Source organism: Pseudoalteromonas sp. GutCa3 (assembly GCF_002836155.1).
GTDB lineage: Bacteria > Pseudomonadota > Gammaproteobacteria > Enterobacterales > Alteromonadaceae > Pseudoalteromonas > Pseudoalteromonas arctica.
Genome location: NZ_PJBK01000093.1, coordinates 1 through 16,151 on the forward strand (window position 1 = coordinate 1; position 16,151 = coordinate 16,151).

A 16,151-nucleotide genomic window follows, 5' to 3' on the forward strand; every position below is an offset into this window, starting at 1 on the left:
AGCTAATTAGCTCCTTTTTTGCGAAGGAAAGAAAGGGAACATTTCTATCAAACATGACTCTTTTTTTAGGTGAAATTTATTAAGTAAACATTGGGCTAACAATCCCATTAGTCCAAAGCATAGCTGTTACAGCTAAAATAATAACCAGTAATATTAATCCACACGTTACTACCGAGCTGGCGTAAATAAAGCCGCGCTCTTCTGGGATATGCATAAGTATTGGTACGCCGGTATAGAGTAAATAAACCGAGTAAGCCAGTGCAATAATTCCAATACACACTACAAACCAAAGTACAGGCCAAAAAGCGGCGAGTGCCGACATAAACACTGGTGTTGCAGTATATGCTGCAAGTTCAAGTGTTTGTGTAAATGTAGGTTTAGAGCCAAATGTAACCGCCATCCAATGGGCTAAATACGCCAATGCAAAAACACCCGCTATTAAAGCAAAATACATTGCACCTGCAATTAGCAGTGCACTATCGTGCGTTAAAAATACGGGATTGCCTGCACCTATACTCCATCCTAAATAAACAGATGAGTAGTAGCCCATTATTGAAGGAAATAAAGCAATCAGTAAAATATGCGACAAACTATAGGTTAAACTTTCATGGCGATTATCTATTGTTTGCCATTCTTCAAGTGGGTGAGCATAAATGCCCCAGAGGTGATTTAGTATCATAGTACTTACTCCATAAAAGGAACGTATTATTGTTTTGGTTGGTTTATTTTTATACAGTCTATGTACAGTTATGGTTCACTTATTTTGCAAAGTCAAGTTAACTCGTTATTAACATTTAGACGCAGATAAGGGCTTTGATTTATCCCAAGCAAAATTTCGTGTTAAAATAACGGTCTATCAAATTTATTTAGTAATGAGCAGTCAACGTGCCACATAGCCAACTTTTAGAGCCGATTAATAACTTTTTATTGTGTACCACCCCAGAGCAATGGGTGGAGCAAGCAATTAAAAAAGAAAACTTATCAGTCATTTTAATAGATCACTTAATTTGTGAATTAAAAGCAGCTCAAAGTGCGATGTTTTTAATACGTAAATACGCGGTAGATAAAGAGGGTAGTGATGCATTACTCGAGTGGCTAAAGCCATTTGAAACGCTTATTTACAAGCGAGAAGGGAATTGGCGCGATCTGGCTGCTAAAAATAAGCTCACTAAATCAATAATTCCTAAATCGAGTTCTCCATACGGGCAAGGTCTAATCGATAAAATGGTTTTGCTGATAAAAGAAGAGCTGCATCACTTTTATCAAGTGCTCGAAATTATGGACGAGTACGGTGTTGAGTATCGAAGTATTACACCATGTCGTTACGCAAAAGGCATGCTCCGTCATGTTAAAACGTTCGAGCCCGATGCATTAGTCGATAAGCTAATAGTAGGCGCTTATATTGAGGCGCGTTCGTGTGAGCGTTTTGCAAAGCTTGCACCGCATGTTGACAAACGTTTAGGTGATTTTTATATTTCGTTGTTACGTTCAGAAGCGCGTCATTACCAAGATTATTTAACTTTAGCGCAAGAAATTGCTGATTTTGATATTACCGATCGCGTAAACTTTTTTGGTGAAAAAGAAAAAGAGTTAATTTCGACAACCGATACTGATTTTAAATTTCACAGCGGTGTTCCCACTGTTTAAATACCCTCATTTTCTTTTAAAAAATTAATATATTCTGCTATTTTCTGATTGCTGAAATTATGTTTTTTCATAATTTTAGCAATGCGTCCATTTTTAGTTATTATATCAATTCCTCTATTAAATTTTTGTAAGTATTCTTTGGCTCTATAATTTGATTTAGAGACAACTAAATATAGTTTATGAGAAGCAAGATCTGGCGATAAGTACTCAATATTATTATCATCTGAATCTTCGGTTTTAGTGTGTTCAAGCCAATAATTTCCAACCTCTTTAGTACCCGCGACTAAATCAATACGCCCTTGTTGTAGTAAATATAAGCTTGTAGGAAGGCTTTTAGTGGACGTTATTGCCAGCTCCCTATTTCTAGCAAACTCTTGGCTTACAAAGGCATTGTCTTCTGTGCCAATACTATAAGGTGTTAATGATTGAACTGTACCGTCGAAATTAATAACACTCTCTTTTCGTTTGAAAACTCCTGAGTGAGCAACTGCAAGTGGACGAGAGTAGTAAAAAACTTCATTTCTTTTTAATGAATAAAAAGCACCTAAAATAGCGGTTTTTCTGTTTTTTTCTAATAGCTTTAAAGCGCGATCCCATGTCGTGAATTCTGGTTCGCTATTAATACCTTGCGTTTTAAGAGCTGATTCGGCTATTTCATATAGCCAGCCATTACTAGGTAGGTTTTCGCTAAAATAGGGAGGATAGTTTTCTGTAACAATTTGCCATGTTTGCTTGCTAAATACTTGTGTAGGAATGGCAATTACTACGATGAAAATTAACAGCTTAATCATTCAACCTCTCACTATTATTCATATATATAGATAAATAATAGTCAGAATTTTAAATTATGCGAAAGGCGTGCTAATTAATTCTTGTGATTGAGGGGTAACGACTAAATAAGAGCCTTGGGTATACCAGTCACCTAGCACTGTGCGAGTAAGTGTTTGTTCATTAACTTTATACGTATGAACATTAGGGCGGTGAGTATGACCATGAATCATATTCGTAACGTTATGTTTGGCAAAGGTGGCAAGTACAGCCTCATCGACAACGTCTAAAATTTCGATAGGTTTATCAGCTTGGCTTAACTTACTTTTTTCGCGGGCATTACGCGCTATTTTTTTACGATACCAAAGCGGCATTGCAAGCATCAATTTTGGCCACCACCAACCACGGCTCTTTTTACGAAAGTTTTGATATTCAGAGTCTTGAGTGCACATTTCGTCGCCATGTAAAATAACGGTAGGCGTGCCATATAAATCAATGACTGTTTGTTCATCGAGTAATGTCATTGCGGCCATGTCGGCATATTGCTTGCGCATAATGAAATCACGATTGCCATGTATAAAATAAACAGGTGTGCCACCATCATTAACGGCGCTTAAATGTTTTGCTACATCGGCACTCAGTGCAGTAATGTAGTCATCTCCAACCCATACTTCAAAAAAATCACCCAAAATATAAAGTGCATCTACATCTTTATTTAATATATGTGTATTTAAAAAGTCAAAAAATGCAGCGCTAATGTCGGGGCGGTTTTCGCTTAGGTGTAAATCTGCAATAAAGTAAGTTTGGCGTGTCATAGGTCAGTCTATTCTAGTTTAAAAAAAACGGGCATATACTAATAGTATACACCCGCTTATATACTCACATAATATGAGTAAACGTTACTAGTTAACAGTAACGCTTTCGATGATCACATCTTCAAGAGGTACGTCTTGGTGAAAACCAGTACTACCTGTTGCAACTGCTTTAATCTTATTTACTACGTCCATGCCTTCTACTACTTCAGCAAAAACACAATAACCCCAACCTTGCGATGTTTCGCTGCTGTGGTTTAAAAAGTCGTTGTTGTTCACGTTAATGAAAAACTGTGCTGTAGCTGAATGAGGATCAGGTGTACGTGCCATAGCTAAAGTGCCTACTTTATTAGACAGGCCATTATTCGCTTCATTCTGAATTGGGTCGTTTACTTCTTTTTGTTCCATACCTGGAACAAAACCACCGCCTTGAACCATAAAACCATCGATTACACGATGAAAGATAGTGCCGTTGAAAAAATCAGCATTTGCATACTCTAAAAAGTTTTTAACTGTGTTTGGAGCTTCTTGCTCAAACATTTTAATGGTGATGTCACCAAAATTAGTGTGTAGAACAACCATGTGTTTTCCTATATCCGGTTTAAATATTGACGCTATTTTATCGTAGTTGGCTAAGATTAACAAAGTAGATGTTTGGTTTGTTATAAAGCGCTAGAGCAGGGGCTTTTCAAGTGGTAACATAACTGTTCAAGTAAATAGTCAAGGACTCAAAGTAAATGGTAAATATATACAACACACTCACGCGACAAAAAGAGCAATTTAAACCTATGGTCGAAGGAAAAATCGACATGTATGTGTGTGGTATCACCATTTATGATTACTGCCATATTGGACACGCTCGTACTTTTGTAGGTTTTGACGTAATTGTGCGCTACTTACGCCATATTGGTTACGATTTAAAATATGTACGTAACATTACAGATATCGACGATAAAATAATTAAACGTGCGAACGAAAATGGTGAGTCAATAAACGACTTAACTGTGCGCATGACTAAAGCGATGCATGAAGATTTTGATAGCCTAAATATGCTACGCCCAGATATTGAACCAACAGTTACAAGCCATATGGATGAAATTATCGTTATGGTTAAGCGCTTGATTGAAAAGGGCCATGCTTATGTTGCAGCTGATGGCGATGTATTATTTGATGTATCAACGTTTGAGCAATACGGTGCACTTTCTCAGCAAGATTTAACTATGCTGCAATCGGGCTCTCGCGTTGAAGTGGCTCAAGATAAAGACGACCCACTTGATTTTGTTTTATGGAAAAAAGCTAAAGCAGGTGAGCCATCATGGTCATCACCGTGGGGTGAAGGGCGTCCGGGTTGGCATATTGAATGTTCGGCAATGAGCTCAAAGCACTTAGGTGAGCATTTTGATATTCACGGTGGGGGGTCTGATTTACAGTTTCCACATCATGAAAACGAAATTGCCCAATCGTGCTGTGCAAACAACGGCAAGTATGTAAATACATGGATACATACTGGCATGGTTCAAGTAAACAAAGAAAAAATGTCTAAGTCGTTAGATAACTTCTTTACAGTGCGTGAAGTTTTAAAAGCATACGATCCTGAATCTGTTCGTTACTTTTTAATTTCAGGTCATTACCGCAGCCAACTAAATTACTCACAAGAAAATTTAGACCAAGCGCGTTCATCACTTGAGCGCATTTATACAGCGCTTCGTGATGTCGAACCGGTAGAGTGCGATTTAGAAGGTAATGAGTTTGTTGCTAAATTTAGAAAAGCAATGAATGACGACTTTAATACACCAGAAGCACTACCTGTGTTGTTCGAACTTGCTAAAGAATTAAACCGCGTAAAAGAAAGTGACGCAGTTCAAGCTGGGCAACTTGCGTTTATATTACGCAGTATTGGTAACGTTTTAGGTGTTGCTCAACAAGCACCGGAAGCCTTTTTACAAGGCGGGCAAGATGACGACGAAGTTGCGACAATTGAAGCATTAATTGTAAAACGTAATGAAGCACGTGCGAGTAAAAACTGGGCTGCTGCTGATGAAGCACGTGATGCGCTTAATGCGTTAGGTGTAATACTTGAAGATTCAGCCGGTAAAACAACGTGGCGTAAAGCGTAAGCGTTTAAAGTAATTCACGTTCAACTAAAAAAGGGTTGCCAAATGGCAACCCTTTTTTGATTTTTTAACAGCTTAGCTGTGATATTTCTCACATGCTTCAAGTGTGTTTTCAATTAAGCTCGCGACCGTCATCGGGCCAACGCCACCTGGTACAGGTGTAATGAAATGCGCTTTTTGTTCAGCCACACTGTATTGAACATCACCGACTAATTTACCCGTGTCTAAACGGTTAATGCCTACATCGATGACTATAGCGCCTTCTTTTATCCAATCTCCAGGTATAAATTCAGGTTTACCTACAGCCACAACTAATAAGTCAGCGCGGCGAACATGCGTTTCTAAGTCTTGAGTAAACTTATGGCATACTGTGGTAGTACAACCCGCTAATAAAAGCTCTAACGACATTGGACGACCAACAATATTTGACGCGCCAACGACAACTGCATGCATCCCTTTATAACGTACACCCGTTGAATCAAGTAATGTAATAATACCTTTAGGGGTACATGGGCGAAGGGCAGGCATACGCTGTGCTAATCGACCAATGTTATATGGATGAAATCCATCAACATCTTTATGTGGGGTAATGCGTTCTAAAATCTTTTCAGCATCAAGACCTTTTGGCAGTGGTAACTGCACTAAAATTCCATCAACTTCGGCATCATTATTTAGCTCGTCAATTAAATCTAAAAGAGTTTGCTCTTGCGTGTCTGCTGGTAAATCAAATGATTTGGAGATAAAACCTACTTCTTCACAGGCTTTACGTTTTGAACCAACATAAACTTGGCTTGCTGGATCAAGTCCAACAAGTACTACTGCAAGTCCTGGTGCACGTAAACCATTTGCTACACGTTCACTTACGCGTTCTGCTACAGCGCTACGTACTTGTTTTGCGATTGCCTTACCATCAATGATGTTTGCCGTCATGGGTGACCTTTAATTGGGGTTAATTAACTAGATACCGATACTCTAAAAACGAATGCATAATAAAATAGGGGTAAAAATGCTAATAAAGAAAACATACTCTTTATTTAACTCGTTTTATAATGTGCCTACTATTTTCGCAGAAAAGCATAGCAGCGCCAAGTTGCTTTTAATGTATATAACATTTGAGTTATTAAATAGTTTAAATTTCAGCCTACTATTGTAATATTTAACCATTGTGCACTAAAAATGAGCACTTGATTGGTTTTATTAAAAAAACGTTTGACCTAACCCCGTCAAATCACTATTATGCACCCCGTTGTCAACGAGGTCACTCGCTAACAATAATAAGTTTCGGCGATTAGCGCAGTTTGGTAGCGCACTTGGTTTGGGTCCAAGGGGTCGCAGGTTCAAATCCTGCATCGCCGACCATTTTTATAATTTATTATAATCGAATAGCTTATTGGTAAACTATGAAGTTTTCGATGCGCCCATAGCTCAGCTGGATAGAGCAACGCCCTTCTAAGGCGTGGGTCGAAGGTTCGAATCCTTCTGGGTGCACCATTTGAAAACATGTAAATATAGCGGTGATTGTAGCTCAGTTGGTAGAGCCCCGGATTGTGATTCCGGTTGTCGTGGGTTCGAGCCCCATCAGTCACCCCATTTACAACGAATATCGGCGATTAGCGCAGTTTGGTAGCGCACTTGGTTTGGGTCCAAGGGGTCGCAGGTTCAAATCCTGCATCGCCGACCATTTTCTTAAAATGGTCTTAAACTCTCAGTTTAAGTGTTCAGTATGAAAAAAGAAGTTAACTCTTCAATGTCGGCGATTAGCGCAGTTTGGTAGCGCACTTGGTTTGGGTCCAAGGGGTCGCAGGTTCAAATCCTGCATCGCCGACCATTTTCTTATCTAATAAGAATAATAAATTCCTCTAAGTTATAAATCTAAATCTGTTAGCCTATAATTCTATTAAATAATTTCTACTTTAATCCATTCAATGCCTAGTTAGCCTGTTTTTTATTCAGTTAGTCTCTATAGTCCCTTATCTAGTCCAAATAATTGCCCCCTATACTCGACTATCATAAATATTAGGTTATAATGCCGCGTCTATTGTTTAACATAGTGCCCGAAGGGCAAAGCAGCAATGGTATCTCATGGTAGCGACGGATGCTTTTAAGTGTGAAAAACCGCTTAAACTTTATCAAGACTCATGCAGATCACTTTGTTTGTAAAGGAAGGCGAACAGTCGCCAAAATTGAATATTGAGGTAAATCATGCAAGTTTCTGTTGAGACGACCCAAGGCCTTGAGCGCCGTATAACTATCACCGTTCCTTCAGAGAACGTTGAGACCGAAGTAAAAAAACGCCTACAACAACTGTCAAAAACACAGCGTATAGATGGTTTCCGTGCTGGTAAAGTTCCAGTATCTGTAATTAACAAGCGTTTTGGCCCTGCAGTTCGTCAAGAAGTTGCTGGCGAAGTAATGCAACGTAATTACATTGAAGCAATCGTTTCTGAAAAAATCAATCCAGCTGGCGCGCCTACATTCGCACCTAAATCACTTGAAGCAGGTAAAGATTTAGAATTCTCAGCAACGTTTGAAGTTTACCCTGAAGTTGAAGTTCAAGGTTTAGATAAAATTACTGTTGAGAAACCAGCGGTAACAGTGACTGACGAAGATTTAGCTAACATGCTAGAAACACTTCGTAAGCAACACGCAGCGTGGGCTGATGTTGATGCAGCTGCTGGCGAAAACGACCGTGTAACAGTTGATTTCGTAGGTACTATCGACGGTGAAGTATTTGAAGGCGGTAAAGCTGAAGACTTCCCATTAGAACTTGGCCAAGGTCGTATGATCCCAGGTTTTGAAGATAACATCGTAGGTAAAAAAGCAGGCGAAGAAGTAGTTGCAGATGTAACTTTCCCTGATGATTACCACGCTGAAAACTTAAAAGGTAAAGCGGCTCAATTCACTATCACAGTGAAAAAAGTTGAAGCGCAAGAATTACCAGAATTAAGCGAAGAGTTTGCAACTAAATTCGGTGTTACCGAAGGCGGCGTAGACGCGCTTAAAGAAGAAGTTAAAAAGAACATGACACGTGAGCTAGACCAAGCGGTTAAAGCAAGCGTTAAAGACCAAGCAATCAAAGGTCTTTTAGCTAACAACGAAATCGAAGTGCCTAAAGCACTTGTTGATCAAGAAGTTGATGCTCTACGTCAGCAAGCAGCTCAACGTTTTGGCGGCGACGCTCAAAACATGCCAGAGCTTCCAGCTGAATTGTTCCACGAGCAAGCTGTAACACGTGTTAAAACTGGCCTTTTATTAGGTGAAGTGATTAAAGCTAACGAGATTAAAGTTGATGACGCTAAAGTTGAAGCATTAATCGCAACGGTAGCTTCTGCATACGAAGATCCAACTGAAGTAGTAGAATACTACAAAGGTAATGATCAACTTATGCAGCAAATGCGTAATGTAGCAATGGAAGAGCAAGCTGTTGAAGCTATTTTAGCTAAAGCAGTTGTTACTGATGTTGAAAAAGCATTTGATGACATCATGAATCCACAGCAAGGTGCTTAATAAGTCATTGACTTAAGCTCTCGCTAACGATTAAATGGCTCGTGCTACTCTGTTTATACAGCGTGCCCGGGCCATTTTAGTTTTTGGCTCTAAATTTGCGAAAAACGATAACTATGCTTCCTTATAATAAGGATAAGTATAAGCGCATAAGGAATTAAATAAGTATGAATACTGGTATTACAGATCCCCTAAATGCATTGGTCCCAATGGTTGTTGAACAAACACCGAAAGGCGAGCGCTCGTATGATATTTATTCGAGATTATTAAAAGAGCGTATTATCTTTTTAACAGGTCAAGTTGAAGACAACATGGCAAATCTGATTTTAGCGCAAATGCTATTTTTAGAATCAGAAAATCCTGATAAAGATATCTTTTTATACATCAACTCACCAGGTGGTTCAGTAACTGCGGGTATGGCTATTTACGACACAATGAACTTCATCAAACCAGATGTAAGTACAATATGTGTAGGTCAAGCTGCAAGCATGGGGGCTTTTTTACTTACTGCTGGCGCTAAAGGTAAGCGTTTTTGCCTACCAAACTCACGTGTGATGATTCACCAACCATTAGGTGGTTTCCAAGGTCAAGCATCTGACTTTGAAATACATGCTAAAGAAATTCTGTCTATTAAAGCTAAGCTTAACCGCTTAATGGCTGAGCATACTGGCCAACCATTAGATATTATCTCTAAAGACACAGATCGTGATAACTTTATGAGTGCCACGCAAGCTGTAGATTACGGCTTGGTAGACTCTGTGTTTACAAATCGCGACAAAAAGTAAGCGCTTGGCGAGCAGGATTGCCTGTTTGCCACTTTGAGTTACTATGCGAAAACCAATAAATTTTGGTATAGTTAAAGCGTATTGAAATAGCCGCCAACAGTTTTGGTGGCCAACGTAATAAAATGAGGTAGCTGAATGTCTGACACTCCTACAGACGGCGACAAAAGTAATAAATTGTTATACTGCTCTTTTTGTGGCAAAAGCCAACATGAAGTGCGTAAATTAATTGCAGGCCCTTCAGTATACGTTTGTGATGAATGTGTAGAGTTGTGTAACGATATTATCAGGGAAGAGATCAAAGACATTGCTCCTAAGCATGATACGTCTGACAAACTACCTGTACCAAAAGAAATTCGTAAACACTTAGACGATTATGTTATTGGTCAAGATCATGCTAAAAAAGTATTGTCTGTTGCCGTTTATAATCATTATAAACGCCTACGTAACCAATCGACTAAGCAAGACATTGAATTAAGTAAAAGTAATATTTTGCTTATCGGCCCAACAGGTAGTGGTAAAACATTACTTGCAGAAACATTAGCGCGTCTACTTGATGTGCCGTTTACTATGGCCGATGCCACTACATTAACCGAAGCCGGTTATGTAGGTGAAGATGTTGAAAACATCATTCAAAAGCTTTTACAAAAATGCGATTACGATGTTGAAAAAGCGCAACGTGGCATTGTTTACATTGATGAAATTGACAAAATTTCTCGTAAATCAGATAACCCGTCAATTACACGTGATGTATCGGGTGAGGGCGTTCAACAGGCGCTACTTAAACTGATTGAAGGCACCGTTGCTTCTGTTCCACCGCAAGGTGGTCGTAAACATCCACAACAAGAGTTTTTACAAGTAGATACGTCTAAAATCTTGTTTATTTGTGGTGGTGCATTTTCAGGCCTAGATAAAGTAATTGAGCAACGTAGCCATAAAAATACCGGTATCGGTTTTGGCGTTAGCGTAAAAGAATCTGCGGCGAGTCGTTCTTTAAGTGAAACTTTTAAAGACGTAGAACCAGAAGATTTAGTTAAATACGGCTTAATTCCTGAGTTTATAGGTCGTTTGCCAGTAGTTGCTACGTTAACAGAACTTGACGAAGCTGCTCTTGTGCAAATATTGAGTGAACCTAAAAACGCGATTACTAAACAGTTCTCAGTATTGTTTGGTATGGAAGACGTTGAACTTGAGTTTCGCGATGATGCCTTAGCTGCAATTGCCCACAAAGCAATGGAGCGTAAAACAGGTGCACGTGGTCTTCGTTCAATCGTTGAAGGTGTGTTACTTGATACTATGTACGAACTTCCTTCAATGGATGACGTAAGCAAAGTGGTTATTGATGAAACCGTTATTAAAGGTGAGTCAGACCCAATCTTGATTTATGAAAATAATAAACAAGATAAAGCTGCATCAGAATAGTTTTTAAGCTATTTGAATGAAAAAAGGAGCCTTAGGCTCCTTTTTTTATAATTAATTTAATCGAGTATGGGAAAATTGTTGAACTTTAATTAGGTTATCCCCATATACTTGAGTAATCTTTAAAATAAATGAAGTGCGAAGAGAAACTATAATGACGCTTGAGAGAACCGACCGAGTCGAAATCCCAGTCCTTGCACTGCGCGATGTTGTGGTATACCCGCACATGGTGATCCCGCTTTTTGTTGGCCGTGAAAAATCAATAAAATGCCTAGAAGCGGCAATGGACAAAGACAAACAAATTTTCTTGGTTGCACAAAAAGATGCAACTGTAGATGAACCAGAGCAAGATGATATTTATCGTATCGGTACTATTGCCACTGTACTTCAGTTATTAAAATTACCAGACGGTACAGTTAAAGTTTTAGTTGAAGGTACACAGCGCGCACAAATTGAAGAATTTGTAGATAACGATGACTTTTTTGTTGCTAATGCTCAATTTATTGAATCTGATTCGGTAGACGAGAAAGAACAAGATATTTTTATTCGTAGCGCAATTAGCCAGTTTGAAGGCTATGTAAAGCTAAACAAAAAAATTCCACCTGAAGTACTAACTTCAGTTTCAGGTATTGATGAGCCAGCACGCCTTGCCGATACAATGGCAGCCCATATGCCGCTTAAAGTACCTGAAAAGCAAAAAGTGCTAGAAATTTCAAGCGTTACAGAACGTCTTGAATATTTAATGGCATTAATGGAAGGCGAAATAGACTTACTGCAAGTTGAGAAGAAAATTCGTACCCGCGTTAAAAAGCAGATGGAAAAGTCTCAGCGCGAGTATTACCTCAATGAGCAAATGAAAGCCATTCAAAAAGAGCTGGGTGAGCTTGACGATGTACCTGACGAATTTGAAGCACTTAAAAAACGCATCGAAGAATCGGGTATGCCAGCAGAGGCACAAGACAAAGCGACGACAGAGCTTAATAAGCTTAAGATGATGTCGCCAATGTCTGCAGAAGCGACTGTAGTGCGTTCATACATTGACACATTAATTAATGTGCCATGGAAAAAACGCTCTAAAGTGAAAAAAGACTTAGCGGGCGCGCAAAAAATTCTTGATAGCGATCACCACGGCTTAGATAAAGTAAAAGAACGCATTATTGAGTACCTCGCGGTACAACAGCGTACTAATAAGCTTAAAGGACCAATTTTATGTTTAGTTGGGCCTCCAGGTGTTGGTAAAACATCACTTGGTCAATCTATTGCACGTTCAACTGGTCGTAAGTATGTGCGTATGGCGCTTGGCGGCGTACGTGATGAAGCTGAGATCCGTGGTCATCGTCGTACATACATTGGTTCAATGCCAGGTAAGCTAATTCAAAACATGACAAAAGTGGGCGTTAAAAATCCATTATTTTTGTTAGATGAAATCGATAAAATGTCATCAGACATGCGTGGCGACCCAGCATCAGCACTATTAGAAGTGCTTGATCCTGAGCAAAACAGCCACTTTGCCGATCATTACCTTGAAGTAGATTACGATTTATCTGATGTTATGTTTGTAGCAACATCAAACAGCTTTAACATTCCGGGCCCATTACTGGACCGTATGGAAGTTATTCGCTTATCGGGTTACACCGAAGATGAAAAGCTAAACATTGCAAAAGAGCACTTAATTACTAAACAAGTAAAACGTAACGGCTTAAAAGAGTCTGAAATAGTTATCGAAGATAGTGCAATTATTGGCATTATCCGTTACTACACACGTGAAGCGGGTGTACGTAACCTAGAGCGCGAAATTTCAAAACTATGCCGTAAAGCAGTTAAAAATATCTTACTTGAAAAAGACACTAAAACAGTGACTATCAATCAAGATAACCTAGAAGACTTTTTAGGTGTGCAACGCTTTGATTATGGTAAAGCTGAAGATGGCGACCGTATTGGTCAAGTTACAGGCTTAGCATGGACAGAAGTTGGCGGTGATTTGCTAACAATCGAATGTGCGGCTGTACCAGGTAAAGGTAAACTTACTTATACCGGTTCGCTGGGCGATGTAATGCAAGAGTCGATTCAAGCGGCAATGACGGTAGTACGTAATCGCGCAGATACATTTCGTATTAATAGCGACTTTTACGAAAAACGTGATATTCACGTTCACGTACCTGAGGGCGCAACACCTAAAGATGGTCCTAGTGCGGGCGCAGCAATGGTAACAGGTCTTGTATCTAGCTTAACGGGTAACCCTGTACGAGCAGATGTTGCAATGACCGGTGAAATTACGCTACGTGGTGAAGTACTTCCTATTGGTGGCTTAAAAGAGAAATTATTGGCGGCGCATCGTGGTGGAATTAAAACAGTAATCATTCCAAAAATTAACGAACGTGACTTAAAAGAGATTCCAGAGAATGTGCTGGCAGGTCTTGATATTCACCCAGTTACTTGGATTGACGAGGTGTTAAAGCTTGCTTTAGTGCATCCTGTTGAGAGTTTTTCGGTCGAAACACCTAAAAACCAAGAAAAAAGCTAAAAAAAGTGCTTTTTAGGGCTTTTCAAATCTAAACGGTATGATAAGTTAAGCACTGGTTTTCAAGCCTAGCCCTTATGGGGCGTAGGCTTAAGAAAAATATAATCATGTGAGCATTAAATGTTTGCTCTACAATTTTCAAAAAAGTGATGTTAGTTTAAAAAACCATCGCTCTTGATAATAACAATGAAAGAGGATGATATTGTGAATAAATCTCAATTAATCGATCAAATCGCAGCTGATGCTGACATTTCTAAAGCGGCTGCAGGTCGTGCACTAGATTCATTCATCGAATCTGTATCTGGCGCGCTAAAAGAGGGCGACTCAGTTGCACTTGTTGGTTTTGGTACTTTCTCAGTACGTGACCGTGCTGCACGTTCAGGCCGTAACCCGCAAACTGGTGAAACAATCCAAATTGCTGCTGCAACTATTCCAGCTTTTAAAGCCGGTAAAGCGCTTAAAGACGCAGTAAACTAATCACTGTTTTAAACACATTAGTTATGGCGAGTGTAAAGTTACTGATTCACCACAACAGATGAATTAAGTAACTTTACCGCCAGTTACTTCAAGTGAAAAAGCGTATCTGGTAAGATACGCTTTTTTTACATGTGACAAGGTAAAATACCTTGATCAAAAAGAGATAAACAAATGCTTGAGAAAATCAGAGAAGGTTCGCAAGGACCTGTAGCCAAAATAATTTTAGGCGCGGTGATTTTATCTTTTGCCTTAGCAGGGATCGGTAGTTACTTAGGTCAAACCACAGAACAACCCGTTGCTGAAGTAAATGGAATTAAAATTAGTCAAACCGATTTTAACCGTGCTTACCAAAATGAACGTAGCCGTTTAGAGCAACAATTTGGTGAATATTTTACACAAATTGCCGCTGATCCAAATTACATGGCGCAAATTCGCCAAGGTGTAGTTGACCGCTTAGTACAACAAGAATTGCAATCACAGCTAGCGGCTGATTTAGGCCTTCGCGTAAGCGACGAAAGTGTACGTAAAACAATTTTAGAGCTACCGTACTTTCAAATTGGTGAAAAGTTTAATAACGATCGTTACTTACAAGTAATTCGTCAAATGAACTTTCAACCAGATGCTTTTCGTGAATACTTACGTAAAGATATGACACGTAGTCAGGTAGTATCTGCTGTTGCAGGTACAGACTTTGCCCTAGAGAGCGAGCTTAAAAGCGCAATTGCTCTGCAGCAGCAAACTCGTAGTATTGACTACTTAGTCATTAATAAAGAAGCGCTTGCCGCGGACGTAGAAGTATCAGAGCAAGAAGTGTCTGATTACTACGAGCTAAACGCATCACAATTTTTATCTCCAGAGCTTATTTCAGTAAGTTATATTGAGCTTAAAGCAGCAGATATTAATGTTGAATCGGTAACCGAGGATGACGTTAAAGCGTATTACGAGCAAAACAAAGCGCAGTACATAGAACCTGAAAAACGTCGTGTATCACATATCTTAATTGATAACAGTGAAGACGATGATGCAGCAAAAGAAAAAGCCAATGCACTTCATGCACAACTAGAGCAAGGTGCAGACTTTGCTGAGTTAGCAGAATCATCATCTGACGATATCGTTAGTGGCGAAATGGGCGGCGACCTTGAATGGATTGAACGTGACGTAATGGACCCTGCATTTGAAGATGCGACTTTCGCACTGCAAAACAAAGGTGACATTTCTGAGGTTGTTGCTTCTGAGTTTGGTTATCACATAATTAAACTTACAGACATTCAACCACAACAAGTTAAAGCGTATGACGATGTTAAAGCTGACTTACGTGCTGAATTAGAACAAGCTGAAAAAGTAGATGCGTTTTACGAAAAGCAAACAGAAATGGGCGCACTTGCATTTGAAATTTCAGACCGCTTAGACGACGCTGCAGAAGTTGCTGAAGTGGAAGTTAAATCTACACCTCTTTTAGCACTTAATGCTCTACCAGAGCCTTTAAACAGCCCTGCAGTTGTAACAGCACTAACATCAGTTGATTTACTTGAAGATAAAGTAAACTCTGAAGTTATTGAGCTTGGTGAGGAGCATGCAATTATTGTTCGTATTAACGAGCATAAACCTGCTGCTACTAAAGCGCTGGATGAAGTAAGCGAGCAAATTAAAGCGCGTTTAGTTAATGAAAAATCATCTGAGCTTGCTAAAGAAAAAGCGCGTAGCTTATTTGCAGAAGTACAAGCAGGTAAGAGCTTAAACGATGTAGCAAACGAGCAAAGCTTGACGGTTCGTCAAGAAGCGCAATTAACACGTCAAAGCTACACGGTTTCACCTGCTATTGTGACTCAAGCATTTAAAATGGCTCACCCAGCAGGTTCTGCGGTAGTTGAGCTTGTTAATTTAAATAATGGTGATGCAGCAATTGTTGCGCTTAAGTCGGTAACAGATGCACAAGTTGCAGCTAATATTGACCCTCAAACAAAACAAAGCATTACTATGGCGCAAGCTAATAAAAACTACATGGTATTTATTGAAGCGCTTAAAGCCAATGCTGAGCTTAACTTACCAACGGCTACACAAACTGTTGAATAATTAATTTTAGCTCATAAAGAAAGGCGCTTTTAAA

The 16,151-nt window shown here is 39.3% G+C and carries 13 protein-coding genes and 5 tRNA genes; 13 read left to right on the plus strand and 5 right to left on the minus strand.

Annotation, left to right across the window (positions count from 1 at the left end):
- Positions 1-79 precede the first annotated feature (79 nt).
- Complete coding sequence (locus CXF64_RS17050) at positions 80-679, minus strand: Yip1 family protein (protein WP_007580923.1); 600 nt, start codon at positions 677-679, stop codon at positions 80-82.
- A gap of 206 nt (positions 680-885) precedes the next feature.
- On the opposite strand from CXF64_RS17050, the gene miaE reads away from it, so the two are divergent.
- Complete coding sequence (gene miaE / locus CXF64_RS17055; protein WP_101217603.1) at positions 886-1,647, plus strand: tRNA isopentenyl-2-thiomethyl-A-37 hydroxylase MiaE; 762 nt, start codon at positions 886-888, stop codon at positions 1,645-1,647.
- Here miaE and CXF64_RS17060 read toward each other — a convergent pair.
- From CXF64_RS17060 to CXF64_RS17070, 3 genes are all read right to left on the minus strand, one after another.
- Entirely contained in the window at positions 1,644-2,438 is a 795-nt protein-coding gene (locus CXF64_RS17060) for a substrate-binding periplasmic protein (RefSeq protein ID WP_101217604.1), read from the minus strand. The genes miaE and CXF64_RS17060 overlap by 4 nt on opposite strands.
- A gap of 54 nt (positions 2,439-2,492) precedes the next feature.
- Complete coding sequence (locus CXF64_RS17065; protein ID WP_101217605.1) at positions 2,493-3,230, minus strand: UDP-2,3-diacylglucosamine diphosphatase; 738 nt, start codon at positions 3,228-3,230, stop codon at positions 2,493-2,495.
- 87 nt (positions 3,231-3,317) lie between these two features.
- Positions 3,318-3,809, minus strand: coding sequence for a peptidylprolyl isomerase (locus CXF64_RS17070; protein ID WP_007580931.1), 492 nt, complete (start codon positions 3,807-3,809; stop codon positions 3,318-3,320).
- Positions 3,810-3,964: 155 nt separating this feature from the next.
- Between CXF64_RS17070 and cysS the strand changes: the two genes are divergently transcribed.
- The gene (gene cysS, locus CXF64_RS17075; RefSeq protein ID WP_007580933.1) at positions 3,965-5,344 is read left to right on the plus strand and encodes a cysteine--tRNA ligase; all 1,380 of its coding nucleotides are present in this window, start codon (positions 3,965-3,967) and stop codon (positions 5,342-5,344) included.
- Between the two features lie 72 nt (positions 5,345-5,416).
- On the opposite strand, the gene folD is transcribed toward cysS, so the two are convergent.
- The gene (gene folD, locus CXF64_RS17080) at positions 5,417-6,271 is read right to left on the minus strand and encodes a bifunctional methylenetetrahydrofolate dehydrogenase/methenyltetrahydrofolate cyclohydrolase FolD (RefSeq protein ID WP_002958348.1); all 855 of its coding nucleotides are present in this window, start codon (positions 6,269-6,271) and stop codon (positions 5,417-5,419) included.
- Between the two features lie 352 nt (positions 6,272-6,623).
- On the opposite strand from folD, the gene CXF64_RS17085 reads away from it, so the two are divergent.
- From CXF64_RS17085 to CXF64_RS17135, 11 genes are all read left to right on the plus strand, one after another.
- Positions 6,624-6,700: transfer RNA gene (locus CXF64_RS17085), tRNA-Pro, on the plus strand.
- A 55-nt stretch (positions 6,701-6,755) separates the two neighbouring features.
- A tRNA-Arg gene (locus CXF64_RS17090) sits at positions 6,756-6,832 on the plus strand.
- Positions 6,833-6,855: 23 nt separating this feature from the next.
- Positions 6,856-6,931 (plus strand) — tRNA-His (locus CXF64_RS17095).
- Between the two features lie 14 nt (positions 6,932-6,945).
- Positions 6,946-7,022 (plus strand) — tRNA-Pro (locus CXF64_RS17100).
- A 70-nt stretch (positions 7,023-7,092) separates the two neighbouring features.
- Positions 7,093-7,169 (plus strand) — tRNA-Pro (locus CXF64_RS17105).
- Between the two features lie 374 nt (positions 7,170-7,543).
- Positions 7,544-8,848 (plus strand): trigger factor, encoded by a 1,305-nt coding sequence (tig, locus tag CXF64_RS17110; protein ID WP_007580935.1) that lies wholly within the window; start codon positions 7,544-7,546, stop codon positions 8,846-8,848.
- Between the two features lie 164 nt (positions 8,849-9,012).
- Positions 9,013-9,630 carry an ATP-dependent Clp endopeptidase proteolytic subunit ClpP gene (gene clpP, locus CXF64_RS17115; RefSeq protein ID WP_024590978.1) on the plus strand — a complete coding sequence of 206 codons (618 nt, stop codon included), beginning with the start codon at positions 9,013-9,015 and terminating at the stop codon, positions 9,628-9,630.
- Positions 9,631-9,765: 135 nt separating this feature from the next.
- Positions 9,766-11,049, plus strand: a complete 1,284-nt coding sequence (gene clpX / locus CXF64_RS17120) for an ATP-dependent protease ATP-binding subunit ClpX (protein ID WP_002958344.1) — start codon at positions 9,766-9,768, stop codon at positions 11,047-11,049.
- A gap of 151 nt (positions 11,050-11,200) precedes the next feature.
- Positions 11,201-13,570 carry an endopeptidase La gene (gene lon / locus CXF64_RS17125; RefSeq protein WP_024592760.1) on the plus strand — a complete coding sequence of 790 codons (2,370 nt, stop codon included), beginning with the start codon at positions 11,201-11,203 and terminating at the stop codon, positions 13,568-13,570.
- A gap of 183 nt (positions 13,571-13,753) precedes the next feature.
- Positions 13,754-14,044 carry an HU family DNA-binding protein gene (locus tag CXF64_RS17130; RefSeq protein WP_157823336.1) on the plus strand — a complete coding sequence of 97 codons (291 nt, stop codon included), beginning with the start codon at positions 13,754-13,756 and terminating at the stop codon, positions 14,042-14,044.
- A gap of 171 nt (positions 14,045-14,215) precedes the next feature.
- Positions 14,216-16,117: a SurA N-terminal domain-containing protein gene (locus CXF64_RS17135; RefSeq protein ID WP_101217606.1), complete on the plus strand. Its 1,902-nt coding sequence runs from the start codon at positions 14,216-14,218 to the stop codon at positions 16,115-16,117.
- Positions 16,118-16,151: the final 34 nt, after the last annotated feature.

Bases quoted from the DNA above. Each gene is read 5' to 3' on its own strand.
- CXF64_RS17050 (WP_007580923.1), bottom strand. From the start codon at position 679: ATGATACTAAATCACCTCTGGGGCATTTATGCTCACCCACTTGAAGAA.
- CXF64_RS17060 (WP_101217604.1), bottom strand. From the start codon at position 2,438: ATGATTAAGCTGTTAATTTTCATCGTAGTAATTGCCATTCCTACACAA.
- CXF64_RS17065 (WP_101217605.1), bottom strand. From the start codon at position 3,230: ATGACACGCCAAACTTACTTTATTGCAGATTTACACCTAAGCGAAAAC.
- CXF64_RS17070 (WP_007580931.1), bottom strand. From the start codon at position 3,809: ATGGTTGTTCTACACACTAATTTTGGTGACATCACCATTAAAATGTTT.
- cysS (WP_007580933.1), top strand. From the start codon at position 3,965: ATGGTAAATATATACAACACACTCACGCGACAAAAAGAGCAATTTAAA.
- folD (WP_002958348.1), bottom strand. From the start codon at position 6,271: ATGACGGCAAACATCATTGATGGTAAGGCAATCGCAAAACAAGTACGT.
- tig (WP_007580935.1), top strand. From the start codon at position 7,544: ATGCAAGTTTCTGTTGAGACGACCCAAGGCCTTGAGCGCCGTATAACT.
- clpP (WP_024590978.1), top strand. From the start codon at position 9,013: ATGAATACTGGTATTACAGATCCCCTAAATGCATTGGTCCCAATGGTT.
- clpX (WP_002958344.1), top strand. From the start codon at position 9,766: ATGTCTGACACTCCTACAGACGGCGACAAAAGTAATAAATTGTTATAC.
- lon (WP_024592760.1), top strand. From the start codon at position 11,201: ATGACGCTTGAGAGAACCGACCGAGTCGAAATCCCAGTCCTTGCACTG.
- CXF64_RS17130 (WP_157823336.1), top strand. From the start codon at position 13,754: ATGAAAGAGGATGATATTGTGAATAAATCTCAATTAATCGATCAAATC.
- CXF64_RS17135 (WP_101217606.1), top strand. From the start codon at position 14,216: ATGCTTGAGAAAATCAGAGAAGGTTCGCAAGGACCTGTAGCCAAAATA.